The organism is Actinomadura sp. HBU206391, from assembly GCF_014323665.1.
GTDB lineage: Bacteria > Actinomycetota > Actinomycetes > Streptosporangiales > Streptosporangiaceae > Actinomadura_C.
Genome location: NZ_JABVEB010000081.1, coordinates 1 through 26,549 on the forward strand (window position 1 = coordinate 1; position 26,549 = coordinate 26,549).

Consider the following 26,549-nt stretch of genomic DNA (forward strand, 5'->3'; position numbering starts at 1 on the left):
CCGCCGATCCCGACGGCCGGGGAAGACCGATTCGGCTCAAGTCGGCCGCCGGCGCCGTTCGCGCCATGCTACGCGGCGGTCCCCCGGCCCGGCGTCAGCCCGATTCCACCGGGGCCGGCCGGACACTCAGGCGGTGGACCGGCGGAGACGTTCGGCGTCTCGTCCTGGTGGGACGCCGAACTGTCGGCGATACTCGCGGCTGAACTGCGATGTGCTGTCGTAGCCGACCAGATAGCCGACGGTCGCCACGTCGTGGGTGCGGTCGACCAGCAGCAGCCGTGCCTCGTGCAGGCGGATCCGCTTCTGGTACTGGATCGGCGTCATCGCGGTGACCGCACGGAAATGCCGGTGGAAGGACGTCGGGCTCATCCGGGCCAGCCGCGCCAGCTCCTCGATCCGCAGCGTCTCGGTGTGGTTCGCCCGGATCCAGCGGATCGCCCGGCCGACGTGGGTGAGGCTGCTGTCGGCGAGCCCGATCTGCCGCACCATGGCGCCCTGCGGGCCGGTCACGAGGCGCCAGAGGATCTCTTTCTTGATCAACGGCGCGAGCACCGGCACGTCGGCCGGGCGGTCCAGCAGCCGCAACATCCGTACGGTCGCGTCGAGCAGTTCGGCGGACGCGTCGCTCACCGCGATGCCGGGATGGGCGGCGGCGCGGGCGACGCGGTCGCGGTGCTCGGTCTCGAGCAGCAGCGCCGCGATCGCCGCCGGCTCGAGCATCAGTCCGACGCCGAGGAACGGCTCCGCGGAGTCGGCCTGGGTGTAGTTGCCGGTCACCGGCAGGTCGACCGAGACCACCAGGTACTGGCCGGCGCGGTAGTCGTAGGTGCGGTCCCCCAGGACGGCACGCTTGGCCCCCTGCGCCACGAGCGCGGCCACGGGACCGGTCAGCAGGGGTGTCGGCGCGGTCACCCGCTCGGTCATCGACAGGAACAGGCCGTCGATCGGCAGGTCGTCGCGGCCGGCGTTGGCCGCGATCAGAGTGCGCAGCTCGTCGAGGGACACGGTCCAGTGTGCCACGGGCCGCCGGACACGCGATCCCGACAATGGCAGGATCGTGCATTCCACTGACGGAATCGGACGCGCGATCCAGCAGCTCACACGGTTGACTCGAACGGTCGGTTACCAACCTGTCTTTGGGGAGTGCATCTATATGGCATTGGATTCCTACATCACCCTCGGCCGCTCCGGGCTGCGGGTGAGCCCGTTCTGCCTTGGCGCGATGACCTTCGGCGACGAGGGCGGCATGGGCGCCGGCGTCGCGGAGTCGGAGCGGGTCCTGGGGACCTACCTGGACCGCGGCGGCAACTTCGTCGACACCGCGAACTTCTACACGAACGGCCACTCAGAGAAGATCCTCGGTGACTTCTTCGCCCGGCAGCCGGGCCGCCGCGACCGCGTCGTGCTGGCCACGAAGTTCTTCGGCAACCTTCACCTCGGCGACCCCAACGGCGGCGGCGCGGGCCGCAAAGCGATCATCGACCAGCTCGACCAGTCGCTGCGCAGACTCCGCACCGACTACATCGACCTGTACTGGCTCCACAACCACGACCGGGCCACACCGGTGGAAGAGACCCTGCGCACGCTCGACGACCTGGTGACCGCGGGGAAGATCCGCTATGTCGGCTTCTCCAACACCCCGGCATGGTTCACCGCGCAGGCGCACACGATCGCGCTGCTGCGCGGCTGGACACCGGTGACCGCGCTGCAGATCGAGTACTCGCTGCTGGAACGGACCGTCGAAGGCGAGTTGCTCCCGCTCGCGCTCGACACCGGCATGGCCGTCCTGCCATGGAGCCCGCTGCGGAACGGCTTCCTGTCCGGCAAGTACACCCGGCTCGGCGGCCGTCCCGCCGACGTGCGGCGCGCCAGCGCCGTGGGCACCCCGAGCGAGGCCGAGTACGACGTGATCGACACGCTCGCGAAGGTCGCCGAGGAGGCAGGTGCCAGCTCGGCCGCCCTCGCGCTGGCCTGGCTGCGGACCCGTCCGGGGGTCACCTCCGTCCTCCTCGGCCCACGCAGGCTCGACCACCTCGAGGACAACCTCACCGGCCTGGCGGTGACCCTCACCCCGGCACAGATCGCGGCCCTCGACCAGGTGTCCGCGCCCACGCTGAACTACCCCGCCGAACTCAACCGCCGGGTCGGCTCGATGCTGATGTACGCCGGCGCCACCGTCGACGGCGAGAAGACCGAGGTCTACCCACCTCTGCTGGACGGCGCCCGCCACTGACAGCCGCAGAAGAGTGTGGGCTCCGATGATCTATCAGTGCATCTATGAGTGTGGAGCCTCGTCCCCATCCCCGTGGACCCGGCCGGGTGATCTTCCTCAACGGTGCGTCCAGTTCAGGCAAGTCGACGTTGGCCAGAGCGCTGCGACGCGCGCTTGATGAACCGTTTTTGCATGTGTCCTCCGACCAGTTCGTGTCCGCCGGCATGCTGCCGGATCGGCGTGAGGACTCCGGCCCGTTCAACTGGTGGAGCCAGATGCGGCCGCGCTTTTTCGCCGGATTTCACCGTTGCCTGCCCGCGCTCGCCGAGGCCGGCAACGATCTGATCATCGAGCATGTGATCGAGTTTCCGGCGTGGCGCGATGAGCTGGCCCAGTTGCTGGCGCATCTGGACGTCTTCCTGGTCGGGGTCTACTGCGACCTCGATGAACTGGATCGCCGCGAGCGCGCCCGCGGTGATCGCCGGATCGGCGAGGGCCGCAGTCATGTCGAGGATGACCTGATCCACACCTTCGGCCCCTACGACTTGGAGGTGGACACAACGGCGGGCGTATCCGCCACGCTCACCGAGTCCATCCTGAAGGCCTGGCGCAAGCGGACCGCACCGCATGCCATGCGGCTAAGGACGTCCGTGAAATGAGGGTGGGCCTCTAGTACTACTATCAGGCTTCGTAACTAGATCTGCATGACGTTGTGGCGCAGCCTGCGTTTCCAGTGGTGGGTGCTGCGAGCTCGGGTCTGGCGGGTGCGGCGTAGGTCGGACCAGGCGAGTGCGTGGTCGAGGGATCGGTGGGCGGCGCTGGTCAGGTGTGCCAGGAGACGGCGGGTCTCGGCGAGGGTGAGGGGGACCAGGCCGCTGCTGCTTTTGGGGCGTGGGCGGCGGTGACGGCGAGGTAGGCGTGGGCGAGCATGGCCAGGGTGATGTGCCGGTGCCAGCCGTCGAAGCGTCTGACTTGGTACTGGTCCAGACCGACCTGGTTCTTGGCGGACTGGAAGCATTCCTCGATCGCCCAGCGGGCACCGGCCACACCTACGAGCTGGTCGATCGTGGTTCCGGCGGAGCCGTAGCACAGGTAGTAGGCCAGCTCCAGTTCACCCTTGTCGTCGGGGGTGAGGCTGCGGCGGACCAGCAGCCACCGGCCGAAGGATGCCTGGCCACCAAGGTCGTCGTCGGGATGCGGTGCGAGGGTGGCCATCGCCCAGTCATACAAGCGCGGGCCTTTGGCGCCGTCTCCCGCCGACAGTCGTTTCCACGCCCGCTCGGGTGCATCGGCGGTCACCTCGTCGGCTCGCAGACCGCTGGTGCCATAGCCGACGCCGGCGCGCAGCGACTGGCTCTTGGGAACGGCGACCACGTATCCGACCTGCCGCTTCTCCAGGAAGGCACGGAACTTGTGGTCCTGGCCGTAAGCCTCATCAGCCGCGATCCACCCGGCCGGGGCACCTTCGTCCAGAGCACGTGCAATCATCGCCTGCGCCAGCACAGGCTTGGTCGCGAACTTCCGGTCTTCGGGGATACCGGCCTGAGCGCAGCGGGCACGGTCGGCCAGCCACGGCTTCGGCAGGTACAGCTCGGCGTCGATCAATGCCCGGCCCTTCGGGGAGGCGTAAGCCAGGAACACCCCGAGCTGGCAGTTCTCCACCCGCCCAGCGGTGCCGGAGTACTGCCGCTGAACGCCGGCCGAACCGGTGCCCTTCTTGATGAACCCGGTCTCGTCCACGATGAGGACGCCCGCATCGTCACCGAGCTCGGCAAACACATATTCCCGCAGGTCACAGCGCATCCCTAGCGGATCCCAGCGGGCGGTGCTCAACAACCGCTGCATCCGATCCGGCGCCGCGTCCCCCGCCGCCTCAGCCAACTGCCAGCCGTTCTTACGCTCCACCGGAGCCAGCAGGCCCATCACATACGCCCGCGCCTGCCGCCGCGGCTCCCACCGCCCGAACCGGCCCGCCACCCGCCCGAACAGCTCATCCAGCCCCGACACCCACGACCACAGGAGCTCCGCCGTCACCTCATCCGACACAAGAACGATCATAGATCACAAAATATGATAGTAGTACTAGCTCGCGTCGCGGCAGAAGAGTGCGTCACACGCAGCCCGGAATGTGTCACGCGCGAACAAGGATTCAGCCCTCTGTCCCCGTCGAAAATCCCCTTATCACCGTATTTTGCGCGGGTCGCTACGCGCCGGCTATCGACAATCGTTTATCGCGCTTACTTGCAGATCATGTCATTCATACGCAATTTCTTGACTAATCGCTTTAAACTGAAGTTCTATGGCCTCGCGCCCTCCAATGAGAGCGGTAGTTTCTGCCAGCTGAGCTGTTGCAACGAGCAACAGACTGCGGGGTGGAGGAGTATAATAAACACGTCGCATGTGAGCCACTGCCTCAGCGAGTGGCAGTTCCTTTGCAAGCACGGCGATTCGCTTGGATATCTCTGCATAAACTTGTTGATATCCTAGCCCATTTGTCGAGGCCTGAGCCAGGTCGAGCGCATAAGGCAGCTGCTGTGGAGTAAGATGCTTTATCAGTTCGGCCAGTACATCCACAGAGCCGTGTGCAATCTTGGGTATAGCTTGTAGTGCTTGGTCGAGTGCCTGAGGTCGTTTTGCTGGCTCAATGTGCGGCGCAAGTGCTGTCAGCGGCCGTACTCGTAGTTCTTCATCCGTAATTTCGGAGACGGCCAGGAGAGCCTGGCGGAGCACCCGGGCCCGGTCCGCCGACTTCAGACAGGGCAGCAGGCCGGCCAACGCTTCCACCCGTGTTCGCGCGTCGCCAATTTCCGCAGCGATACCCAGCGCTTGATCCAGCTGCGCAGGGGTCAGGTGCGGCGCAAAACTCGGCAGCATCCGCCCTAGCGGCAATTCCTTCTTGGATCCGACCGATCCAGCTATGACTTGTAGCGCGTGGTCGAGCGCCCGAGCGCGATCGTCAACCGCAAGGTACGGTGCCAAGCCTGCCAGCACCTTCACCGATAGCAACTCGTCCGGAATCCTGACTGCGGTCTCTAGTGCCTCGTGCAACTGTGCTATGCCCAGGTACGGCGCCAAGGCCACCGTTACCTCCGCACGCGCTGCTTCCATTCCCTTATCGCGGACCCTGGCGATCCCCTCGAGCGCTAGGTTCAACTGGGCCAAGTCGAGGTGTGGCGCCAAAACATCGAGCGCCTCTTCGTCCCCGATCCTTGACGCAGCCTCCACTGCTTGATCAAGCGTCTGAACCCGGTCCGCCGGACCGAGGTGCGGCGCCAAGCGCGCCAGCGCAATTGCCCGCAACACGATGTCGTTCTCTTTAAGGACGCCTTGCAGCGCCTCGTCTAGCGCCCAAGCCCGATCCGCCGGGTCAACAAGATGCGGTATCAGGTACGTCAATGCATGCGCCCGTGTCCCTTCGTACCAGACGCTGCGGAGATCCTGCACCGCTAGGTCAAGTTCCCGAGTTCGGTCCGCCGGATCGAGGTACGGCAGCAAGGCCGCCAGTGCCCAGGCACGTGTTCCCTCGAATTCGATGTCGTCCACGATCTCCAGTGCCCGATCCAGCTGTGCAGGGCTCAGGTGCGGCGCCAAGCCATCCAATACCAACGGCCAGTTCTCCTCATGCCTGATCGTGGGCACGGTTTCCAGGGCTTGGTCGAGCACCCAAGTCCGGCTGGCAGAGTCTAGATGCGGCGTCACAGCCGCCAGCACCCATACCCGTTCCCACGCAGATTCAGCGGTTTTGAATAGGGTCGCCATCATCTGCTCAAGCGCCCAAGCCCGGCCCGTAGAGTCCAGGTGCGGCGCCACGGCTGCCAAGGCCAGAGCCTGCGCCCACATGTCGCTGATCTTGACTGCGGTCTCCAATGCCTGGTTGTGCTGCTCAGCCTTCAGATGGGGTACTAACCCAACAAGCGCCTCTGCCCGGGACCATTCGTCTCTGATTCCAGATATCGCAATGAACGTGTCGTGATACGTACGAACGCGCTGAATCGAATCAGTGACATGGGGGATGAGGGCGGTGAGAGCATCAGCGCGGATGGCGGGGTCGTACAGCCGACGGGCGTGGGACAGCGCCCTGGCGATATCCCAGGCCTTGGTCCGCACAAGTGCGACCAGCAGTCCTAGCGGGATGGCATTGGAACGGCTAACGAGGTTGGCCGCCAGCAGCGCGTAGTGGGTTTCGAGACCTAGGGCAGAAGCAGGGCGGCCAGCCGCGATCGCCGCGTCGGTCCGCTGCCTGGCGATGCCGCGAGCCGTGTCCAGCCCGGAAAGATATTCGTCCAGGTCGCCGACCCGGTCATGAGTGTCTGCCCAAACTGTGCCAAGCGGGGATCTGGGTGCTTGATTAGGACAGGTAAAGAGATCATGCAAATCCTGATAGCGTCCAGCCTGGCTCAGGTGAACGGGCAGATGGCGTAGAGCGTAACGGTCGTCGCTGTCCGCAAACGCAGGATCTGCGCGTAGCGCCTCCATACCACCGGCAAGTCCACCGAAGATTTCCAGATAGTAATCGATGATCCGGTTGTGAGCAGCCTGGGTCGCCTCATGCAATTCATGAGATACGACCGGGTCATGTCCACTAGCGTCCAAACGGGAGGCATGGCGGCCGATCAAGAACTCGCGCAGGCTGGCGTGATAAATCGAGTATCGGGTTGCGTCGCCGCGGACGTCAACCGACAGAAACGGCCGGTACCTGTGGTTGCACAGCAGGCGAACGGTCTTGGGCTTTAGACCGGTAACACAGGCGAGCTGATTTACGGTCACTGGTTGACGGAGAGTTGCCAGCGTCACCAGTATTGGTAGATCCTGGGTAAAGAACCGCGGTTCGGCACGGCGTCCGGTAATGTGCTGGCAGTAGAAGTCAGCCAACCCTGCGGGCAGCTTTTCCAAATCAGCCCGATCCCATGGGCCAACGCGGATTTCTGACAGCATATACCGCAAATACACCCACACTCCTCTACACCGCTCGGACAGTAGCGCGATAAATTCCTCCTCGCTGACACCTGCCGCGGCCAACCGGGCCGCTATCGTCTCCTCCCGCACGCGATGCGCCAAGAACTGCCCGATGTCCTTGCGGTTTTCTTGATCGTCCGCCTCGATCCGCACTGTGCGCACCCCGTCCCCGTACGGCAACCGCCCAGGCGGGATGCCATCCCGATAGGTCGCAATGACCTGCACTCCTGGCGGCAGCAAATGCGGCAGGCCCAGCGCGGGGCCATCTCCCTCGGCCTCATCCAATCCATCGACGACGATCCGCAGCACGTCCCCGACGTCACGGGCACGCTCGGCCGCTGCGGCCAGGATCGTAGGGAAATGGGCAGGGTCACCGGCCCACCCTGGAAGCTTCCCGCCAGGGGCAAACTCTTCTGCCAATCCGTAGCGGCGGATCAGTTGAGCTGCCATGCTCCGCAACGCCACAGTCGGCTGCCGGCTGCCAGGTACACGCTGGGTGATGAAATGATGGACACAGTCCCACTTGCGCGAGAGCCAGGCGGCAAGCGCGGTCTTGCCCAGCCCGGCCTGGGCCCCAACAAGGACGTACCTACCCAGCCCGGCAGCATCTAGATCCGTGGCGAGAGAGTCCTCGATCCACCGATATAGCCACTCCCTGCCGACGAACTGATGCGCCCCCGCATCCGCGCACACCGCCGAGAAATCCAACTCCGCCACAGCCAGTGGCATCGTCTCTAGGCCGTAGCCTAGACAGACGTTACCGACATACGTGTTAACGTTCTTGACCGTTCGGGCAGCGATCGAACCCGGGCCGAAGGCGTGGACGTCGCCCTGAGTCGACTTGCGGATCACCGGAGCGCGGTTCCATCCCTTACCTCAGTGCGGGCACCATCGATCGCACCACCTGAAGCAATCGCACCAGGCCCCGATGCCACTACACCGGTACCGCCCTCGCCAGTGCCGTCCGTTCTCGTCCGTCTCCGAGTCGGACCAGCCGGGAGAGTCACCTTCGTTGATGCGTTCTTCACCGACCCAGCGGCTGCGATCGCCCCGGGCGCCGACGCCCGCACAGGCGGTACCGCCGCGGCGGAGTCGGCCACGGTCAACCAGACTTGCAGAGCGGCGCCCAATACCACCAACACAACGGTGGCCGCTCCCCACGCCACTGCCCATTGCTGAGTGAGGACTCCAGTCGCAATATTCACGGCTGCAGCGAACACTACCGTTCCACCAGCCGCCACCCCACGCTTGACCCTTGACGCCACAGCTGCTCCTGAATTCCCAGACCCTCTTCGAGAACCTCTGGATATACGCTCAACCCGATTGTGCCGCAAATACCGACCAGGCGAGGGGCTCTACACAGAACGTCCGCTCTTCGGCAGACCAGTGCGTTCGGGATTGGAGCCGGTCTGAGTCAGGTGCCCGATGCCATGTAGGCGGCAAGGATGTAGTTGGGATGACGGTCGAGGTTGTTGCGAGCCCGGTCGTACCGCATGGTGGTGCGTGGGTCGGCGTGACGGGCGGCGATCTGAACGTCGCGGAGGTCAACGCCCGCATCGAGCATGGTGGTAACAGAGGTGTGGCGAAGCATATGCGGGTGCATGCGCGGCAGTCGGACGACCGAGTCAGCGGCGAGGTCTTTGAGTCGTCGGGTTGCAGCGTGCCGGTCCATCCTTGCCCCGCGGGTGTTGCGCAGGATCGGTCCGCTCATCCGGTCGTCGACGGCGCGTTCGATGGCCCTGGCGACCGCAGGCGGTAGGGGTACCAGCACGATCCTGGTTCCCTTGCCGACGACGCGCAGGACCCGGTGGCCGTGTTCCTCGCCCAGATCGCCGATGTCGGCCCCGGTGGCCTCGAAGATCCGCGGCCCGAGCAGGCCGAGCATCGCGACCAGAGCGAAGTCGTTGTGGTTGGGCGACTGGCGGGACGCTGACAACAGCGCCTCGAACTGCAGATGCGACAGGCCGAGCGTGGGGGATTCCGGCGGGACGTTCGGGCAACGGACGTGATCGGCGGGCGAGTGCTCCAGGACCCCGTCGATCACGCAGGTCCGGTAGAAGCCGGCCACCACTGATAGACGGCGCGACACCGTCGAGGGCTGGAACCTACGGACCTCCTGAAGCCAACGGATGTACAACTCGATCTGAGCTCGCTGAACCCTTAGCGGCGGCAGGTCTCTGTCAACGCACCAGGCCAGGAAGGGCGCTGAGCGCCAGAGACGCAGACATGACCCATTCATCGGCCACTCAGCATGCGGCAGAAGAGTGCTTTCGAGCAGGGGGGCGATAATCGATGGACATGACCAGTTCGACGAGCTTAGCCTCGCCGGGTCAGCCGTCCGTACGTCCGATGAGGTGCATTTCATGAGGGTTCAGGCAGCCGTGGCCGATAACCGCCGGCCACCGTCCCGAGCAATCATGACCTCCTTGGACGTAGGGAATCTCAGAAGTGGACCTTCCGCGTAGCTTCACCATCCGCGAGAGCAGCCATCGCGTTCACAACCCGTTCACCAGCAACAAACTGGCCATCTTGGGCCAGGCGCTGAACCCGCCGTCGGGCACGCGAATGCTCGACCTGGCCTGCGGCACCGGCGAGATGCTGTGCACCTGGGCGCGCGACCATCAGGTAACCGGCACCGGGGTGGACATCAGCACCGTGTTCGTCGGCACCGCCCGTGCACGAGCTATCGAGTTGGGTGTCGCCGACCAGGTCAGCTTCCTGCATGGCGACGCATCGAACCACGTTGCACGCCATCCGGTCGACATCGCTTCGTGCATTGGAGCCACCTGGATCGGTGGTGGTGTAGCCGGCACAGTCGAACTTCTCCGGCGCAGCCTCAGCCGACGCGGCATGATGCTGATCGGAGAGCCGTACTGGCGCCGTGAGCCCCCCGATCAGGCCACCATCGAGGGCTGTCACGCCACCAGCGAGAACGAGTTCCTCTCGCTTCCGGAACTCATCGAGCAGTTCGGCGAGCTCGGCTGTGATGTCGTGGAGATGGTCCTCGCGGACCAGGACAGTTGGGATCGGTACGTCGCAGCGCAGTGGCTCAACATCCGCCGCTGGCTTGACGAGCATCCCGAAGACGAGTTGGCCGCCGAGATGCGCACGGAACTCGCCACCGGTCCCGTACGCCACGTCAGGTACCAACGCGAGTACCTCGGGTGGGGCGTCTTCGTACTGATGAACCGCTGACCCATCCGCCCGGGTGGGTCCCGGAGTCATACGCCGGGACTCAACCTCATCGGCTACTTGTTTCATTGCCTCAGGACCGGTGCCCGGCCAGGCTCGGTCCAGGCGCCCGGGCTGTCGCTCTCACATCGGTTCCCCACGCTGGTCGTGTGGCTCTCTTTTGGCCTGCGCGGTTCCGGGCGTCGCCCCAGGGCGGGGAGAGGCTCAAGAGGGGTTTGCTCTGCTCGAAGTAGCGTTGCCCTCCCGGCTCGATGACCAGGCGATGGATCGAGCATCGGAGGACTCGCATGGACCGAGTGGTCCTTGGCATGGACCCACACAAACGCTCTGCCACGATCGAGGTGATGGCCGCCGACGAGACCGTCCTCGGCGGCGGACGCTACGGTACCGGCCGCGACGGCTACGACCCGATGCTGTGCTACGCCCGGCAGTGGCCGAACCGGGTGTGGGCCGTCGAAGGCTGCAACGGGATCGGCCGGCACATCGCCATTCGGCTGCTGGCCGATGGTGAACAGGTCGTCGACGTCCCGCCGAAGTTGTCGGCACGGGCACGCGTATTCGCCACCGGGCAAGGCCGCAAGATCGACGCCACCGACGCGCACTCGGTTGCCCTGGTCGGCACCCGGATGGCAGGTCTTCGACCGGTGGCGGGCGATGAGCAGCTCGCGCTGCTGCGGATCCTTGTCGACCGCCGTCGGTCCCTTGGCGAGGACCACACCCGGATGGTCGCCCAGCTGCACCAGCTGCTGCTGGAGCTCATCCCCGGCGGGGCGACGAAGTACTTCTCCGCTGCCCAGGCCAAGGCCATACTCGCCAAGGTTCGGCCCCGCGACGTCGCCGGCAAGGCACGACGTCGGGTCGCCGCAGAACTGATCAGCGACCGAGAGCGGGTCTACAGGCGTTCCAAGGACGCCGACAAGAGCTCAAGGAGCTGGTCGCCTCCACCGGCACCACCCTGATGGACCTGCACGGCATCGGCCCCTCCGGCGCCGCACGCTTGCTGGTCGAGGTCGACGACATCACCCGGTTCCCCAACCGGGCGCACTTCGCCTCCTGGAACAGCCGCCGCCCCCATCGACGCATCCTCCGGCGACCAGGTCCGACACCGGCTGTCGCGAGCAGGCAACCGGCAGATCAACCGAGTGCTGCACATCATGGCCACCGTCCAGCTCCGTAACCCCACCCAGGGGCGTGCCTACTTCGACCGGAAGAAAGCCTCAGGCAAGACGTCGATGGAAGCGATGCGGAGCCTCAAACGCCGACTCTCCGACATCCTCTACCGGCGCATGGTCGACGACGCCCTCACGCACGCGACGACGGGCCCGGGAGGGCACCGGGGAGCGACTACTGACTCCAGCGCGGCCGGCTCACATCCCCATGCCGACACTTCGGACAAGCCACTTCCCGGACCCGCCATCACACAGCCTACGACCGCCCTCCGCACAGCGACTTGACACAGAGGGGAGCCAGAGTCGGATGGCGTGGGCCGGTGAGCGGGCAACGCTCGATCAGCGGCAGAAGCGGATGCCCATGTGAGGTGATGTTCGGTGCCGTGTAGGTCTTCGCCGACTGCGACGATTCGACTGACTGGTCGCCGACGCACTCCGACACAGCGGGCGGTAGCTGTCCCGACTGTCACCCCTAGTGGCGGCAGTCTTATGCGTGCGTGTTACGTTCAGGCACCCCGGTTGCGCTCAAGTCGCGGAGAGCTGGGCGAAATCGTCGGCGCTGAGCGGGAGGCTTGCGGCGGCGATGTTTTCCTCCAGGTGTGCGCGGGAGGACGTGCCGGGGATCGGCAGCATGACGGGAGAGCGGTGCAGCAGCCAGGTGAGTGCGACCTGGGTGCTGGTAGCACCGAGCCGGTCGGCGACCGCGGTGATCGGGTCGGCGATGCCGGCCTTTGTTGCCGGGGCGACCGGAAGCCATGGAATGAAGGCGATTCCGCGCCGTTCGCAGTATTCGAGTACGTCTTCGGACGCGCGATCGGTGAGGTTGTAGCGGTTCTGGACGCTCACGATCTCCGTGATCTTTTCGGCCTCGGCCAGTTGCTCGACGGTGACTTCCGACAGCCCGACGTGCCGGACCTTCCCCTCATCTTGGAGGCGTCGTAGCGCACCGATCTGATCCACCAGCGGCACCAGCGGGTCGATCCGGTGCAGCTGGTAGAGGTCGATACGGTCCAGCCGCAGTCGGCGCAGACTCAGCTCGGCCTGCTGCCGCAGGTATTCCGGGCGGCCGAGCGGGATCCACTCGCGGCCGATGTTGATTTGCCCGCCCTTGGTGGCGATTACCATGCCCGGCGGATATGGGTGCAGCGCCTCGGCGAGCAGCTTTTCGTTGTCGCCGAGGTCGTAGGCGTCGGCGGTGTCGATGAACGTGACGCCGAGCTCGACGGCACGCCGGGCGATCGCGATCGACGTGGGCCGATCCAGCCAGGCTGGCTCGCCGGTCAGCCGCATGGCACCGAATCCGAGCCGGTGAACGGTCAGATCTCCGCCGATGGTGAGGGTGGTGCCTTCCAGCGTTCGCATGATTCTCCTCGAAGGTGGGATTGCGCCTCCTAACTTTGCGTGGAGCTATTCATAAGGACAAGTGACTTTTTGTGGACAGCATTACGTAGGATAACTACGTGTTGAACCTGGAGCGGCTGCGCGTGCTGTATGCAGTGTGGACGACAGGTTCCGTCATAGGCGCGGCGCGTAGCCTCCACGTCACCACCTCGGCCGTCTCGCAGCAGATGGCACGGCTGGAGCGGGAGGTCGGCCAGCGGCTGGTCGAGCGGCAGGGCCGGGGCATCCGGTTGACCGAGGTGGGCGTATTGCTCGCCCGCAATGCCGGCGACCTGCTGAACCATGTCGAGCGGGTGGAGGCCAGCCTTGCCGAACACCGCGGCGCGATCGCCGGCACGCTGGCGATCGCCGCGTTCGCCACCGCCGCGCGCGGGCTGCTGCCCGGTGTGCTGCGGGACCTGCGGTCACGGTATCCGGACCTGTCGGTGTCGCTGTCCGAGCGAGAGCCGCACGAGGCGATCCCGGCCCTGAGTCGCGGCGATCTCGACGTCGCCGTCGTTCAGGACTGGGCCGACGATGTGTTGACCGTGCCCGAAGGCCTGTCGCGGCGGCACCTGCTGGACGACGTTTTCGACGTTGCGCTGCCTGTCGATCACCAACTCGCCGACCTGGACAGCGTCGCCGTCAAGGAACTCGTCGGCGACGACTGGATCAGCTGGAGCGACGGCCAGATCTGTCACGATTGGCTCATCCGTACGCTACGCACGGCCGGCGCGCAGGCACGCGTCATGCACACCGCGTCGGAGCACTCGACCCAACTGGCGCTGGTTGCGGCCGGACTGGGCGCCGCCGTAGTCCCGCGGCTCGGCCGTGACCCCGCGCCGCCGTCAGTCCGATTCGTAGCGATCAACCCACCACCGACCCGCCGCATCTTCGCCCTTTGGCGAGAAAGCGCGACCGCCCGCCCGGCGGTCGGCGCCACGCTCGACGCGCTCAAGCGGTGCTGCACGAACCTAACTTGAATGCATCAGCCGCTGTCTGTGACGGCCCCGGCCGACCGTCGTGGTCCGTAGTACTTGTATGGGTCGAACTCCTCACATGCAGCGCCGGGTTCGCGGACATGCGAGCCGCAGCTCGTTGGCGCAAGCGTTCAACGTCCGCTATTCGGCATGAGCGGATAGGAACATTCAGGGCAGAATCTCGACGTACCCGTCGCTTCCGTGCACGCGGATCCGCTGCCCATCGGAAATCAGCCGGGTGGCGTCTACGACACTGACGACAGCCGGCAGGCCGTACTCCCGTGCGATCACTGCGCCGTGTGTCATCAATCCTCCGACCTCCGTCACCAGGCCTGTGATGGCGACGAAGAGGGGCGTCCAGCTCGGGTCCGTGTGGGCCGTGACGAGGATGTCACCCGGTTCGAGATCAGCCTGGGCCATGTCCAGGATGACGCGGGCGCGCCCTTCGATGGTCCCGGCGGAGACCGGTAGGCCGATCAGGGCGCCGGCCGGCACATCGTCGCGCCGGTACGCCCCGGCGACGGCCTCGCCATCCGATGTGAGCACCCGGGGCGGTGTGAGCGCGTGGTATGACCGGAACGCGTCCTTGCGCTGCTGGATGAGCTTGTCATCCACCCGGTTCGAGCGCACGACGTCGTGGAGCTCCTGGAAGGTGAGGTAGAAGACGTCCTCCTTCTCGGGGAGCACATTGGTCTGCACGAGGCGCTCGGCCTCTTCCAGCAAGGCCTGCTTGTAGACGAAGTAGCGGCTGACGATGCCGTACTTCGGGTACTCGCGGTACCCGATGAAGGTCCGGACCCGGTCGATCATCCGCTTGGTCTCGTCGGCCTTCTGCTCCCCGTCCGGCAGTGCCCGCAGGCGTTCGAGCACCTCCTGCGCCTTCTTCTGCGCCTCCTGCCGTCCTTGCTCGAAGCGCCGCTTGGCGGCGCCCGGCTCGAAGTTCCTGACGTTGTCGAGGATCACGGGCACGAGCGTGGCGGGGCGTTCGCGCCAACGCGGCCTCGTGATGTCGATCTCGCCGACGCAGCGCATGCCGTACCGGTCGAGGTAGGCCTCGATTGCGTCGCGCGCTTCGGTCCCTCCCGCGAACTTCGGCAATTCGTCCAGGAAGCCGTCGTCCTCGACGCCCTGCAGAAACGCCACCACCTCCGGATGCGGGCGGATCACGTCCGCGACGTCGAGCAGCGCCAGCCCCATCTCCGACGTGACGTTGCCGGGGGCGGACAGCGTGAGGGTGTCGGCCGCGTTCTTCTCGCCCAGCCATTCCCGCAGCCGGTCGTTGAGCCACCAGGTGGCCTCCATCCCCGCCATGATCGCCTGCATGCTCAATGGATCACCGACGACCCGTTTGTGCTCCTGGAAGGCCTCCAGCAGGAAGTCGAACAGCGCCGGTCCGGTCATCGCCTGGATGTCGCGCCGCAGGGCGGCGATGGCCGCCTGGCTGCGCTCGATCAGCTCGGTGACGATGGCCGGATCGGTCTCGATCGGGGCGGACGCGCCGCCGGCCGGCGGCCCGCCGGGATCGCCGTCCGGGAGCGCCGAGGCGATGTCATGGCGGTCGAGGACGGTCTCCAGCGCGTCCCTGAGCAGCGGATCGGACCTCCCCGCCATCTCCAGGAGGCCGGCGCGGCTCGCGGGCGAGGCCAGGCGCCGGGTGGCGTCGACGAAGAGCCTCCCGCCGGCCTCGTGCATCGGCGCCATGGCCGTCAGCTGCCACATGGAGAGTCCCAGTGGCTTCATGGGGTCGGTCATCATCTGCTGATGACCAACGGAGAGGTAGACGTGGTTCTCCCGGTCGCGGGCCGCGGGGATGGGGAACAGCGTGGTGATCGGCCGGCTCTGCACGATCTGGAAGTCATCGTCGACCAGGCACCATTCGATGTCCTGCGGGCGGCCGAAATGCGCTTCGATCCGCCGCCCGAGCTGCACGAGCCGCACGACCTGCGCATCCGTCAGCGCCGGCAGCTCCTGCCGCTGCGAGTCGATCGCCACTTCCTGCGTCCCGCCGGCCGGCATGGCGTGAACGGCACGCTGTTTGGAGGCGACCGCCTTGGCGACGACCTCGCCGTCTCGCACCTTGAAGACGTCCGGGTTCACCAGGCCGGAGACCAGGGCCTCACCGAGGCCGAAGCCGGCGTCCACGCTGGCGACCTTCCGGTTGCCCGTGACGGGGTCGGCCGTGAACAGGATGCCGGCCGCATCCGGGAAGACCATCTGCTGCACTACCACGGCCATGTGGACCTTCCGGTGGTCGAAGCCGTTCCGCAGGCGGTAGATCACGGCCCGCTCGGTGAACAGCGACGCCCAGCACCGGCTGACGTGCTGGAGGATCCCCGCCGGCCCCACGACGTTCAGGTACGTGTCCTGCTGGCCCGCGAAGGAGGCCGTCGGCATGTCCTCTGCCGTCGCGCTGGATCGCACGGCGTAGGCGGCTTGCTCGCCGAGCCGGGCGAGCGCGCGGGTGATCGCCGCCGCCAGATCGCCCGGGATGGCGATCCCTTCGATGGTCCGGCGGATCTCCGCGCTGAGCGTGCGGATCGCCTCCCGGTCATCCGGGTTCAGGCGCGACAGCTGATCGAGCCGATCGTCGATCGACGGCGGTTCCGCCATGATCCGCCGGAAGGCGTCAGTCGTCACGCAAAAGCCAGCCGGCACCCGGATGCCTTCGATCCGCGACAGCCCGCCCAGGTGCGCGGCCTTACCGCCAACGACCGCGACCTGCGTCTCGTCAACCTCTTGAAGATCCAACACGTACTGCTCGATCATTGCGACACCTCCGAGGCAGCCGTGCTCCGGCGCACTGCACCGGCCGATCGGATCACCGGCGCCTCGAGCTGTGTCGAACCTCTTGTCGGGCACGTCCTCATGTCTGGTTGGCTTCCCTCTGACGAGTCGGTCTGCCGCTGCGCCCGGTCGGGCGGCGCGCACCCCCGCACCTGCGCGTCAAGCGCCCGCAAATGCACCGCCGATCTCATCAGCGGTTCGAGGTCGCCGCGTCCCCTGTACATCGACAACACACCCACGTCGTGCCACCCATTTCCTCGTCGGTGCTGTGTCCGGCCGCCGATTCTGCGGCAAGACCCGGGTCTTGCCGCAAGCCCCCCTGTGCGCTATACGTTAGAAGTGGCAAGGGGTGAGAGCTTCTTGCCTTTGCTTTTGTCGTCCGCCGCCGGCTGAGATCCTTCGACCGCCTGGAGCGTGCCGGGTACCTCCGGCGGGTGCCGGATCCCCACGACCGCCGCAGCGCCCTGGCAGTCTCGGACGCCGCTGGCCACGGCCACGTCGCCCAGGTGGGCTTGAGAGTGGGGCGGAACTACGTATCCAGCAGGGATCGCTTCAAGCCCTCCGGGAGCGGCTCGTCGGGCTCCAACGGATCGTGACGATCGGCCCAGCGGCTCCAGACCCGATCACAGGAGGCGCACCATAGAGGTGTCCGACAGACGCGCTTCTGGTCCTGCTGCCGGAGGCACAGGAAGAAACCAGCGAGTCGCAGGTCGCCATCGCACTCGGGACATTTCTCGCCCTGCCATACCTGAACCGGCACGGCAGCAATCATGACCTTCCTGGCAACCGTCCGTCTAGCGCGGCGGCTGGGGCCGCACCAGCAGCTCGACGAAGAGCCACGGCCGCCCAGGCTCGCGAGCGGCCGTCGATCAAGGCACGGTGCTCGGGGGGCAGAATGCTACGCATGAAGAAGACGGTGAATCTGCCCGGTGGTACTGCGCTGCCGTTGATCGGTTTCGGGACCTGGCAGCTGCGGCCCAAGACGGCGTACGAGTCGGTGCGTGCGGCGCTTGAGATCGGTTATCGGCATGTCGACACCGCGACGTTGTACCAGAACGAGTCGGACGTCGGCAGAGCCGTGAAGGACAGCGGCTTGGACCGGGAGCAGATCTTCGTCACCACCAAGCTCCGGCCGCAGGACGCACGGCATGCCCGTCGCACCCTGGAGTCGAGTCTTCGGCTGCTCGACACCGACTACGTGGATCTCTGGCTGATCCACTGGCCCACCGGCGGGGACGAGCTCGTCTCGACGTGGCAGGAACTCTTGTCCGCCAAGGACGCGGGCCTGGTCCGCAATGTCGGGGTCAGCAACTACAGCCCGGCACTGATCGACTTGCTGGCCCAGGCCACCGGACAGCAGCCGGCGGTCAACCAGATTCCGTGGAGCCCGGCGCAGCACGACCCAGCCCTGCTGGAGGAGCACCGCGGCCGGGGGGTGGTCGTCGAGGGCTACAGCGGCCTCAAGAACACAGACCTGCACGACCCGGTCCTCACCGAGATCGCCCAAAGGCACGACGTCACTCCCGCCCAGGTCGTCCTCCGCTGGCATCTGGAACACGACATCGTGATCCTCCCCAGGTCCTCGCGCCGTGAACGCATCGCCACCAACTTCGGCCTGGAAGGCTTCGACCTCACAAAGGAAGACGTCACCGCGATCGACACCCTCGCCCAAGCCGGCTGAGCGACCTGACGATCCGCGATCTCAGTCCGAGGCTCCTGCCTGCCATGTGACTCGCGTCCATCATCCCGGCACGGCGAGTGATCATAGCCGTGCCCGGCCCCGTCGGGTCTCCCCCGGACAGGAAACTCCTATCTTCGGGCCCATGGCACATGACGATGGATATCTGCTGGACAATCGTAAGGTCGAAGCGGGGATCCGACTCGATGCCCTTGCTGAGCTGTTCGACCCATGGACGTTCCGCCATATCAATGAGCTGGGAGTCGGTGCGGGCTGGCGATGCTGGGAGGTCGGAGCCGGTGGGCCATCGGTTCCCCGATGGCTCGCCGACCGGGTCGGCGGTCATGGCAGGGTGCTGGTCACCGACATCGATGTGTCCTGGGCCGGTCAGGCGGCAAGCCCGGTGGTCGAAATACGCCGCCACGACGTCGCTCGCGATCAACCGCCTGCCGAGACCTTCGACCTGGTGCACGCCCGCCTGGTCTTGGTTCACCTCATCGACCGTGAGACCGCCCTGCGATCAATGATCGAATCTCTGCGGCCCGGCGGCGTACTTCTCGTCGAGGACGCCGACCCCGCGTTGCAACCGCTGGCCTGTCCCGACGAGCACGGCCCCGAAGAGCACCTGGCCAACCGGATCCGCAACGGCTTTCGACACCTGCTGGCGGGCCGCGGCGCCGATCTGAGCTATGGACGCAAACTCCCACGTCTGCTCCGCGACGCGGGTCTGACCGATGTACGTGCCGACGCGTTCTTCCCGATGGCCTCTCCCGCTTGCGACGTGCTAGAAGCAGCGACCATCAACCAGCTCCGCGACCAACTCATCACCGGCCACCACGCCACCGCAGCCGAAATCGACCAGCACCTCGCCGCCATCGCCGCAGGCCGTCTCGACCTCGCCACCGCCCCGATGATCTCAGTATGGGGCCGACGCCCTGACACCACTGACTAGCGTGATCCCGGAGCCGGCAGCCCGCCTGGACGCCCGAGAAGTACCCTTGGGCGATGTTCTCGCCTCAAGGCCCGTCTCTGCGTGAACTGGCGATCCAGGCGCTGTCCTCGGTCGAGCGCGGCTACGACCTGCTCGCTCCGAAGTTCGACCAAACACCCTTCCGCACCCCCGAGAGTGTTCTCGGCGCAACCGCCGACGCTCTGCGTCCGCTCGGGCCGTTCGACCAGGGACTGGACGTGTGCTGCGGCACCGGCGCAGGCATGCGGATCCTCAAGACCCTGTGCCAAGGACCGGTCACGGGCGTCGACTTCAGCACCGGCATGCTCGCCCAGGCGCGCAGAGCACACCCGGACGCCCAGTGGGTACAGGCCGACGTTCGGGCCCTGCCCTTCGCCCAGACCTTCGACCTCGCGGTCACCTTCGGAGCGCTCGGACACTTCCTGCCCGCCGAACGGCCCGCGCTGTTCGCCGAGGTGCACCGCACGCTGCGGCCCGGCGGGCTCTTCGCCTTCCCGATCGGCGCGCCGCCACCCCTCATGTCGGGCTGGTATTGGGCGCTGCTCGGATTCGACCTGGTCATGCGGGTCCGGAATGCCGTGTGGCGTCCTCCGTTCGTCATGTACTACCGCACCTGCCCGCTGCATGCGGTCCGCAACGACCTGACAGCAGCCGGATTCACCGTGACCACAGTCCCCTTGACGGCCCTGGGCCGACGCGAGGACGGCAGCCCGCGGTACCGGCTTGTCCTCGCCCGCAAAGCCCGCACGCCCTGACCGAGCGCGGACAGCGGCAGATGAGATTTGTCCGTCAGGACCAGCGGTGTTGGCCCGCTCCGCGGCATGTACGGATGGCGGCGGGTCCCGGGAACTCCGAACGCGTGCCCGACGATCAGTCGATGCCCAGGAGCCAGCGCAGTCGACGGGTATGGTCGGCCCCGACCAGGGGCTCGGCCGCATCTATCAGAGGGCTGATCTGCAGCCGTGCCTCTTCCGTCGGCATGCGGTAGGCGGTCGCAGCGCCGCTCCGCAACCAGGCGAGCAGGTCGGCGTGCGCTTGGTGGCCGAGCTCGATGTCATGGGCGGCCAGTAGGTGAAGGTCGACGTGAACGCGGGTCCAGGCGTCCATTGCGCGCAACCGCTCATAGGCCCCCAGCCGCACATGGCGCGGCGAATCGGCGGCCAGCAACTCCCACAGCTGCGCGACGGGCACAGAATCAGGCTGGGTACGCAGCGCCGCGTTGACCGCACGGACGACCACCGGGGCGGGGTCGGCGAGCATCCCGGCGATCTGGGTGAGGGATCCGCCCAGGCTGCGAACGGCGCGTACCGCTGCCGCCCGTACCCTCGGACTCGCGTGCCGCAGGAAGGGCAGCAGTACATCCACGTCACGAAGGGTGCCGCATTCGCCCAGCCCGACGACCAGCGCGCGGACTCGGCTCGCCGCCGGGTCGGCGGCCAGGGCCGTACGGTAGAGCGCGGCAGGGTCGTGGCCCTCGCGGCGGACGGCCCATTGCGCGGTGGCACGCATCAGCGCGGACCGATCCGCCAGATGAGCCGCTCCGGCCTGAGGGTGGCCGAGCTTCACCAGGGCGGTGAGGGCCTCGATCCCGGCCTTCGCGTTCCCTTCCTTCAACAGCCGCCGCAGTACGTCAAGGCGCTGGTCTCGTACGGCTGCGGCCACAAGCTTCTCTGTACACAGGGCACGGCAGACCAGGTCCGGTTCGCGCAGCGCAGCATGCATGATCTCCTCGTGCTCGGCACGGCCTGACTCCAGCCACAGCCCGTACGCCAAACGCCGCAACCTGAAGTCCTGGTGAGCCCGGGCCGACGCCGCCGTCTCCCCCGGAGCCGAACGCAGCACCCCCGCCACCGCCTCCAGGGCATGCCCACCGCGCGCCCACGATCCGATCGCCACCGCGACACTCGCCGCCGTCAGCAACGCGGGACCATCCGCCGCCCGCAACGCGGCAGCCAGGGATCGGCGAGCCTGCTCGCGAACCTCAGGCACCCAGTCGGCGGTGCGCAACACCAGAACGGGCAGCAGAAAACCATCCGCGGGCAACACCGCACTCGCGACCGCCGCCTCCCTTCGGTGGCCGTGCCGGGAGCAGGCCGCCACCAGTGACGGCAGCCGCTCATCCTTCAGCCCCGCGTCCGCCACGGCCGTATCACCGCCAGGCCTCACAGCAAGAGTGCGCAACGCGCGGTCGAGTCCGATCCAGGTGTCCGGACCGGCGACCGACAGGATCGCCAGCACCTCGTCCGCGGGCTCCCTGCCGGCGGCGGCTTCGGCGATCCGGGCCGCCAGCGGCCCGTAGCCGGGAGGGTGGAATTCACGGATGACTTCGATCGGACCGGCCAGATGGGCGTTGAACTCCTCCAGCTCCTCCGCCGGAACCCACAACTCCAGGATGGTCCGGCCACCCGCCTGCCGCACCGGGTAGCGGCGTGCGAAGTCGGCCTCGACCTCGAAACGTGTCACGAAACCGGCACCCGACGCCGGCACGTTCCAGTCCCGGGCGATCTTGATCGCGTACGCCTCGTTCAACACCGGATAGGAGATCGGCTGGTCGGGCAGCCGCGGTGGCCACGCCCGCCATCCTGACGTGTGCAGCAACGCCAACTCGGCCGGCCCCACCGGCCGCCACAACGTCATCGTGGCCCGTTCACGCATGCGCACTCGCCCTCTCCCAGGTCGCCGAAACCCAGTCTCGCGGCGAGATCGGGGCTCCGACCACCGAATATCCGCCCGCTGATGAGGCGCGGGCCTGCGGCCGGAAGTCGCTGATCTCCGCATACGCGGCGTGGGGGGCGGCGGGTTCTCGTAACCGAAGTCGACCCCCACCCCATCTTGCGAATGGAGAAGGGCCGGTACGCCTTCGGCCAGCTCTACCTGGACACCGGCAAAGGGGCCGGCATGATCCGCGACTTCGTCTACAAGGGCGGCCTGAGCGCGCAGGCGTGCAGAACCAGACCCGATGCCGGGGCCTCTCGATCGTCCTGGCCGCTCTCACGCGATCGGACGCGGATCGCAGCCGAAGTGGGTCAGCGCCGTCCGGGCCATGGTGTGGAGCAGTTCCCCCATCGCGTCACGGGTCAGCCCTCCGGCGCTGCGGGGCGTCGAGTTGAGCAACCCGAACGCGGCGTGCATGGCGGCGCGCGCCCGCTCCTCGGTGAGACCGGGGCGCATGTCGCGCAGCACGGCCACCCACTGCTCCACATAGGAGCGCTGCAGCCGCCGGATCTCGCGCCGCTCGGGCTGGGGCACGTTGTCGAGCTCCCGCTCGTGCACGGTGATCAGCGCGGGGTTGTCGAGCGCGAAGTCGATGTGCCAGCGCAGCAGCGCGTCGAGCGCCTCCTCCGGCGCCGGCGCCATGGCGACCCGCGCCGAGCCCTCGGACAGCAGCCGCTCGCTGATGTCGAGGAGCATCTCGGCGAGCACCGCGTCCTTGCCGCTGAAATGCCGGTACAGCGCCGGCCCGGTGAGCCCGACGGCGCCGCCGAGGTCGCCGATCGTGACGCCGTGGTAGCCCCGGCGCGCGAACAACTCCGCCGCCGCGGCCAGGATCTCCACCCTGCGCGTGGCGCCGTTCGCTACCTCGGTCATGATGGAAAGTGTAGACCAGACCGTGTTAATGTTCATAAACATCGGCGTTGTTAACGATCCTTAACGGGCAGAGCAATGGACACAGGCGGATGAGCGCGGATCCCGGCAGTGAGGTGTTCAAGAGCAACGCGGAGCGGAACCTCGCCCTGGTGGCGGAGTTGCGCGACCGGCTTGCGCAGGCGAGCCTCGGCGGGCCGGAGCGGTCCCGCGAGCGCCATGTCGCACGCGGCAAGCTACTGCCACGCGACCGGGTGGACGCCCTGCTCGACCCCGGCTCGCCGTTCCTTGAACTGTCGCCGCTGGCCGCGACCGGCATGTACGACGACGAGGCGCCGGGTGCGGGGATCATCACCGGCGTCGGCCGGATCTCCGGCCGCGAATGCGTGATCGTCGCCAACGACGCCACCGTCAAGGGCGGCACCTACTACCCCGTGACAGTGAAGAAGCACCTGCGGGCGCAGGAGGTGGCGCTCCACAACCACCTGCCGTGCGTCTATCTGGTCGACTCCGGCGGCGCGTTCCTGCCCCGGCAGGACGAGGTCTTTCCCGACCGCGAGCACTTCGGCCGGATCTTCTACAACCAGGCCACCATGTCGGCACGGGGCATCCCGCAGATCGCCGCCGTGCTCGGCTCGTGCACGGCGGGCGGCGCGTACGTCCCGGCGATGAGCGACGAGGCCGTCATCGTGCGGAACCAGGGCACGATCTTCCTGGGCGGCCCGCCGCTGGTGAAGGCCGCCACCGGCGAGGTGGTGAGCGCCGAGGAGCTCGGCGGCGGCGAGCTGCACTCCCGTACGTCCGGGGTCACCGACCACCTCGCCGACGACGACGCGCACGCGCTGCGCATCGTGCGCGACATCGTCGGCACCCTCGGCCCGCGGCCGCCGCGGCCGTGGGAGGTCGCCGAGCCGGAGGAGCCGGCCGACGACCCGGCGGAGCTGTACGGCGTCGTGCCGCCCGACCCGCGGACACCGTACGACGTCCGCGAGGTCATCAGCCGGATCGTCGACGGCAGCCGCTTCCAGGAGTTCAAGCGGGAGTACGGGCCGACGCTGGTCACCTGCTTCGCGCGGATCCACGGCCACCCCGTGGGGATCATCGCCAACAACGGCATCCTGTTCGCCGAGTCGGCGATGAAGGGCGCGCACTTCATCGAGCTGTGCGACCGCCGGTCCATCCCCCTGGTGTTCCTGCAGAACATCACCGGGTTCATGGTCGGCCGGGAGTACGAGGCGGGCGGCATCGCCAAGCACGGGGCCAAGATGGTCACCGCGGTGGCCTGCGCCCGGGTCCCGAAGTTCACCGTCGTCATCGGCGGTTCGTTCGGCGCCGGCAACTACGCGATGTGCGGCCGGGCCTACTCCCCCCGCTTCCTGTGGATGTGGCCGGCCGCGCGGGTCTCGGTGATGGGCGGCGAGCAGGCCGCGTCGGTGCTGGCCACCGTGCGCCGCGACCAGTTCGAGGGCCGCGGCGAGGACTGGCCGGCCGAGGCCGAAGAGGAGTTCAAGCAGCCCATCCGGGACCAGTACGAACGGCAGGGCAACCCGTACTACTCGACCGCGCGGCTGTGGGACGACGGCGTGATCGACCCGCTGGACACCCGCCGGGTCCTCGGCCTGGCGCTGTCGGTGGCGGCGAACGCGCCGCTCGACCCTGTCGGCTACGGCGTCTTCCGGATGTGAGGGCCTGATGTTCGAGACCGTCCTGGTGGCCAACCGCGGTGAGATCGCGGTGCGGATCATCCGTACGCTGCGCACCCTCGGGATCACCTCGGTGGCGGTGCACACCGACGCCGACACCGGCGCGCGGCATGTGCGCGACGCCGATCTCGCGGTGCGCATCGACAGCTATCTGAGCATCGACGGCGTTCTCGGCGCCGCTCGCGAGGCCGGCGCCGAGGCGGTGCACCCCGGCTACGGCTTCCTCGCCGAGAACGCCGCATTCGCCCGGGCCTGCGCGGACGCGGGCGTGGTCTTCGTCGGCCCGCCCGTCACGGCGATCGAGGCGATGGGCGACAAGATCCGTGCCAAACGGACCGTCGCCGCCGCAGGCGTCCCGGTGGTGCCGGGCAGCGAGGCCTCCGGCCTGTCGGATGAGGAGCTCTCCGACGCCGCGATGAAGATCGGGATGCCCGTGCTGCTCAAGCCGTCGGCGGGCGGCGGCGGCAAGGGCATGCGGCTCGTCCGCGACCCGGCCGAGCTGGCCGAGGCGATCGCCTCCGCCCGCCGCGAGGCGCGCGGCTCCTTCGGCGACGACACCCTGCTGGTCGAGCGGTTCGTCGACAATCCCCGGCACATCGAGATCCAGGTCTTCGCCGACGGCCAGGGCAACGTCGTCCACCTGGGCGAGCGCGAATGCAGCCTGCAGCGTCGACACCAGAAGATCATCGAGGAGGCGCCGTCACCGCTGCTCGACGAGGCGCTGCGGCGGTCGATGGGTGCTCAGGCGGTGAACGCCGCGAAGGCCGTCGGCTATGTCGGCGCCGGCACCGTGGAGTTCATCGTGGCGGGCGACCGGCCCGCCGACGACGGCTACTTCATGGAGATGAACACCCGGCTTCAGGTCGAGCACCCGGTCACCGAGCTCGTGACCGGGTACGACCTGGTCGAGTTGCAGCTGCGGGTCGCCGCGGGCGGGTCATTGCCGTTCACGCAGGACGGCATCCACCTCGAGGGCCACGCGATCGAGGCCCGCATCTATGCCGAGGACCCATCTCGCGGCTTTTTGCCTACCGGCGGCCGGGTGCTCGCCCTGTCCGAGCCGGCCGGCCCGGGGGTCCGGGTCGACTCCGGCATCGCGGCGGGCGATGAGGTCGGCAGCGCCTATGACCCCATGCTCGCCAAGGTGATCGCATGGGGCGTGGACCGGCAGGCCGCGCTGCGCGGGCTGGACCGCGCCCTGGCCTCCTACGCACTGCTCGGCGTGCCGACGAACGTGGGCTTCCTGCGGGCGCTCATCGCCCACCCGGACGTCGCCGCCGGCCGGCTCGACACCGGCCTGGTCGAGCGCGCGCTGCCCGGCCTCACCGGCGACCGGGCGGACCCGGGCGAGGAGGTGCTCGCCGCCGCCGCGCTGGAGCGGATGCTGGCGCTGGAACCCGGCGGGGCCGGCGATCCCTGGGAGATCCCCGACGGCTGGCGGGCCGGCGGACCCACCTGGACCCGGTGGCTGATCACCGTCGGCGGCCGTGATCCGGTGGAGGTACGGATCCGCGGCCGCGCGGCCGGCGCCGAGGTGCGGGTCGGCGCCGGCGACCTGGTGCGGGCGAGCGCGCGATGGGACGGGCCGGGACGCCTGGTCGTCTCGTACGCGGGCCGTACGGCAGGTTACGTGTTCGCGCAGGACGGCGAGGTGCGCTGGCTCGGCCGGGACGGGCACGCCTGGGCGCTGACCGAGCACACGGCGGCCGAGGCGGGCGGCGCGGCAGGGGCTGCCGCGAGCGGCCTGGTGCGCAGCCCGATGCCCGGCACGGTTATGGCGGTCAAGGCGGCCGAGGGCGACACGGTCGCCGAGGGCCAGCCGCTGTTGATCGTCGAGGCCATGAAGATGGAGCACACCGTGGTGGCGCCGATCGACGGCGTGGTCGCCCGGCTGCCCGCCCGAGCGGGCGCGCAGGTCTCCCTGGACGAGACCTTGGCCG

The 26,549-nt window shown here is 67.6% G+C and carries 19 protein-coding genes and 1 pseudogene; 12 read left to right on the forward strand and 8 right to left on the reverse strand.

Annotated features, from left to right (window positions below):
• Positions 1-126: 126 nt before the first annotated feature.
• Complete coding sequence (locus tag HKK72_RS22020; protein WP_315987385.1) at positions 127-1,020, reverse strand: AraC family transcriptional regulator; 894 nt, start codon at positions 1,018-1,020, stop codon at positions 127-129.
• A 133-nt stretch (positions 1,021-1,153) separates the two neighbouring features.
• On the opposite strand from HKK72_RS22020, the gene HKK72_RS22025 reads away from it, so the two are divergent.
• Entirely contained in the window at positions 1,154-2,233 is a 1,080-nt protein-coding gene (locus tag HKK72_RS22025; RefSeq protein ID WP_187236303.1) for an aldo/keto reductase, read from the forward strand.
• Positions 2,234-2,319: 86 nt separating this feature from the next.
• On the forward strand, positions 2,320-2,871 hold the full coding sequence (locus HKK72_RS22030) for a chloramphenicol phosphotransferase CPT family protein (RefSeq protein WP_222720991.1): 552 nt from the start codon (positions 2,320-2,322) through the stop codon (positions 2,869-2,871).
• Positions 2,872-3,034: 163 nt separating this feature from the next.
• Here the strand turns inward: HKK72_RS22030 and HKK72_RS22035 are convergent, their stop codons facing one another.
• The 3 genes from HKK72_RS22035 to HKK72_RS22045 all read right to left on the reverse strand — a co-directional run bounded on the left by HKK72_RS22035 (position 3,035) and on the right by HKK72_RS22045 (position 9,257).
• The gene (locus HKK72_RS22035; RefSeq protein WP_187236305.1) at positions 3,035-4,270 is read right to left on the reverse strand and encodes an IS701 family transposase; all 1,236 of its coding nucleotides are present in this window, start codon (positions 4,268-4,270) and stop codon (positions 3,035-3,037) included.
• A 195-nt stretch (positions 4,271-4,465) separates the two neighbouring features.
• Complete coding sequence (locus HKK72_RS22040) at positions 4,466-8,020, reverse strand: hypothetical protein (RefSeq protein ID WP_187236306.1); 3,555 nt, start codon at positions 8,018-8,020, stop codon at positions 4,466-4,468.
• Between the two features lie 562 nt (positions 8,021-8,582).
• The gene (locus HKK72_RS22045) at positions 8,583-9,257 is read right to left on the reverse strand and encodes a tyrosine-type recombinase/integrase (protein ID WP_222720992.1); all 675 of its coding nucleotides are present in this window, start codon (positions 9,255-9,257) and stop codon (positions 8,583-8,585) included.
• A gap of 359 nt (positions 9,258-9,616) precedes the next feature.
• On the opposite strand from HKK72_RS22045, the gene HKK72_RS22050 reads away from it, so the two are divergent.
• The 4 genes from HKK72_RS22050 to HKK72_RS42825 all read left to right on the forward strand — a co-directional run bounded on the left by HKK72_RS22050 (position 9,617) and on the right by HKK72_RS42825 (position 11,814).
• The gene (locus tag HKK72_RS22050; protein ID WP_187236307.1) at positions 9,617-10,363 is read left to right on the forward strand and encodes a methyltransferase domain-containing protein; all 747 of its coding nucleotides are present in this window, start codon (positions 9,617-9,619) and stop codon (positions 10,361-10,363) included.
• Positions 10,364-10,668: 305 nt separating this feature from the next.
• On the forward strand, positions 10,669-11,319 hold the full coding sequence (locus tag HKK72_RS40015) for an IS110 family transposase (protein WP_222720993.1): 651 nt from the start codon (positions 10,669-10,671) through the stop codon (positions 11,317-11,319).
• Positions 11,319-11,537, forward strand: coding sequence for a transposase (locus HKK72_RS42820; protein WP_222720994.1), 219 nt, complete (start codon positions 11,319-11,321; stop codon positions 11,535-11,537). The genes HKK72_RS40015 and HKK72_RS42820 overlap by 1 nt, the downstream gene beginning before the upstream one ends.
• On the forward strand, positions 11,434-11,814 hold the full coding sequence (locus HKK72_RS42825; RefSeq protein ID WP_410050330.1) for a transposase: 381 nt from the start codon (positions 11,434-11,436) through the stop codon (positions 11,812-11,814). The genes HKK72_RS42820 and HKK72_RS42825 overlap by 104 nt, the downstream gene beginning before the upstream one ends.
• A 240-nt stretch (positions 11,815-12,054) precedes the next feature.
• On the opposite strand, the gene HKK72_RS22060 is transcribed toward HKK72_RS42825, so the two are convergent.
• Positions 12,055-12,891, reverse strand: a complete 837-nt coding sequence (locus HKK72_RS22060; protein WP_187236308.1) for an aldo/keto reductase — start codon at positions 12,889-12,891, stop codon at positions 12,055-12,057.
• 98 nt (positions 12,892-12,989) lie between these two features.
• Here HKK72_RS22060 and HKK72_RS22065 point away from each other — a divergent pair, with 98 nt between their 5' ends.
• Positions 12,990-13,892 carry a LysR family transcriptional regulator gene (locus HKK72_RS22065; RefSeq protein ID WP_187236309.1) on the forward strand — a complete coding sequence of 301 codons (903 nt, stop codon included), beginning with the start codon at positions 12,990-12,992 and terminating at the stop codon, positions 13,890-13,892.
• A gap of 165 nt (positions 13,893-14,057) precedes the next feature.
• On the opposite strand, the gene rph is transcribed toward HKK72_RS22065, so the two are convergent.
• The gene (gene rph, locus HKK72_RS22070; protein WP_187236310.1) at positions 14,058-16,655 is read right to left on the reverse strand and encodes a rifamycin-inactivating phosphotransferase; all 2,598 of its coding nucleotides are present in this window, start codon (positions 16,653-16,655) and stop codon (positions 14,058-14,060) included.
• Between the two features lie 922 nt (positions 16,656-17,577).
• On the opposite strand from rph, the gene HKK72_RS22075 reads away from it, so the two are divergent.
• The 3 genes from HKK72_RS22075 (at position 17,578) to HKK72_RS22085 (ending at position 20,076) form a co-directional block, all read left to right on the forward strand.
• Positions 17,578-18,354: an aldo/keto reductase gene (locus HKK72_RS22075; protein ID WP_222720995.1), complete on the forward strand. Its 777-nt coding sequence runs from the start codon at positions 17,578-17,580 to the stop codon at positions 18,352-18,354.
• Between the two features lie 142 nt (positions 18,355-18,496).
• Positions 18,497-19,303, forward strand: a complete 807-nt coding sequence (locus HKK72_RS22080) for a methyltransferase domain-containing protein (protein ID WP_187236312.1) — start codon at positions 18,497-18,499, stop codon at positions 19,301-19,303.
• A gap of 53 nt (positions 19,304-19,356) precedes the next feature.
• Positions 19,357-20,076 (forward strand): class I SAM-dependent methyltransferase, encoded by a 720-nt coding sequence (locus HKK72_RS22085; protein ID WP_187236313.1) that lies wholly within the window; start codon positions 19,357-19,359, stop codon positions 20,074-20,076.
• A gap of 1,543 nt (positions 20,077-21,619) precedes the next feature.
• Here the strand turns inward: HKK72_RS22085 and HKK72_RS22090 are convergent.
• Positions 21,620-21,976: pseudogene (locus HKK72_RS22090) on the reverse strand (ADP-ribosylation/crystallin J1); the annotation flags it as partial.
• A gap of 336 nt (positions 21,977-22,312) precedes the next feature.
• On the reverse strand, positions 22,313-22,909 hold the full coding sequence (locus tag HKK72_RS22095; RefSeq protein WP_187236314.1) for a TetR/AcrR family transcriptional regulator: 597 nt from the start codon (positions 22,907-22,909) through the stop codon (positions 22,313-22,315).
• Positions 22,910-22,998: 89 nt separating this feature from the next.
• On the opposite strand from HKK72_RS22095, the gene HKK72_RS22100 reads away from it, so the two are divergent.
• Both HKK72_RS22100 and HKK72_RS22105 read left to right on the forward strand, forming a co-directional pair.
• Positions 22,999-24,591 carry a carboxyl transferase domain-containing protein gene (locus tag HKK72_RS22100; RefSeq protein WP_187236315.1) on the forward strand — a complete coding sequence of 531 codons (1,593 nt, stop codon included), beginning with the start codon at positions 22,999-23,001 and terminating at the stop codon, positions 24,589-24,591.
• Positions 24,592-24,598: 7 nt separating this feature from the next.
• Positions 24,599-26,549: acetyl/propionyl/methylcrotonyl-CoA carboxylase subunit alpha (locus HKK72_RS22105; protein ID WP_187236316.1), on the forward strand; the 1,951-nt coding region annotated here is incomplete at its 3' end.

Coding starts and splice junctions, on each gene's coding strand:
- HKK72_RS22085 (WP_187236313.1), top strand. CDS start 19,357: ATGTTCTCGCCTCAAGGCCCGTCTCTGCGTGAACTGGCGATCCAGGCG.
- HKK72_RS22100 (WP_187236315.1), top strand. CDS start 22,999: ATGAGCGCGGATCCCGGCAGTGAGGTGTTCAAGAGCAACGCGGAGCGG.
- HKK72_RS22025 (WP_187236303.1), top strand. CDS start 1,154: ATGGCATTGGATTCCTACATCACCCTCGGCCGCTCCGGGCTGCGGGTG.
- HKK72_RS22035 (WP_187236305.1), bottom strand. CDS start 4,270: ATGATCGTTCTTGTGTCGGATGAGGTGACGGCGGAGCTCCTGTGGTCG.
- HKK72_RS42820 (WP_222720994.1), top strand. CDS start 11,319: ATGGACCTGCACGGCATCGGCCCCTCCGGCGCCGCACGCTTGCTGGTC.
- HKK72_RS22060 (WP_187236308.1), bottom strand. CDS start 12,891: ATGCGAACGCTGGAAGGCACCACCCTCACCATCGGCGGAGATCTGACC.
- HKK72_RS22095 (WP_187236314.1), bottom strand. CDS start 22,909: ATGACCGAGGTAGCGAACGGCGCCACGCGCAGGGTGGAGATCCTGGCC.
- HKK72_RS22075 (WP_222720995.1), top strand. CDS start 17,578: ATGAAGAAGACGGTGAATCTGCCCGGTGGTACTGCGCTGCCGTTGATC.
- rph (WP_187236310.1), bottom strand. CDS start 16,655: ATGATCGAGCAGTACGTGTTGGATCTTCAAGAGGTTGACGAGACGCAG.
- HKK72_RS40015 (WP_222720993.1), top strand. CDS start 10,669: ATGGACCCACACAAACGCTCTGCCACGATCGAGGTGATGGCCGCCGAC.
- HKK72_RS22080 (WP_187236312.1), top strand. CDS start 18,497: ATGGCACATGACGATGGATATCTGCTGGACAATCGTAAGGTCGAAGCG.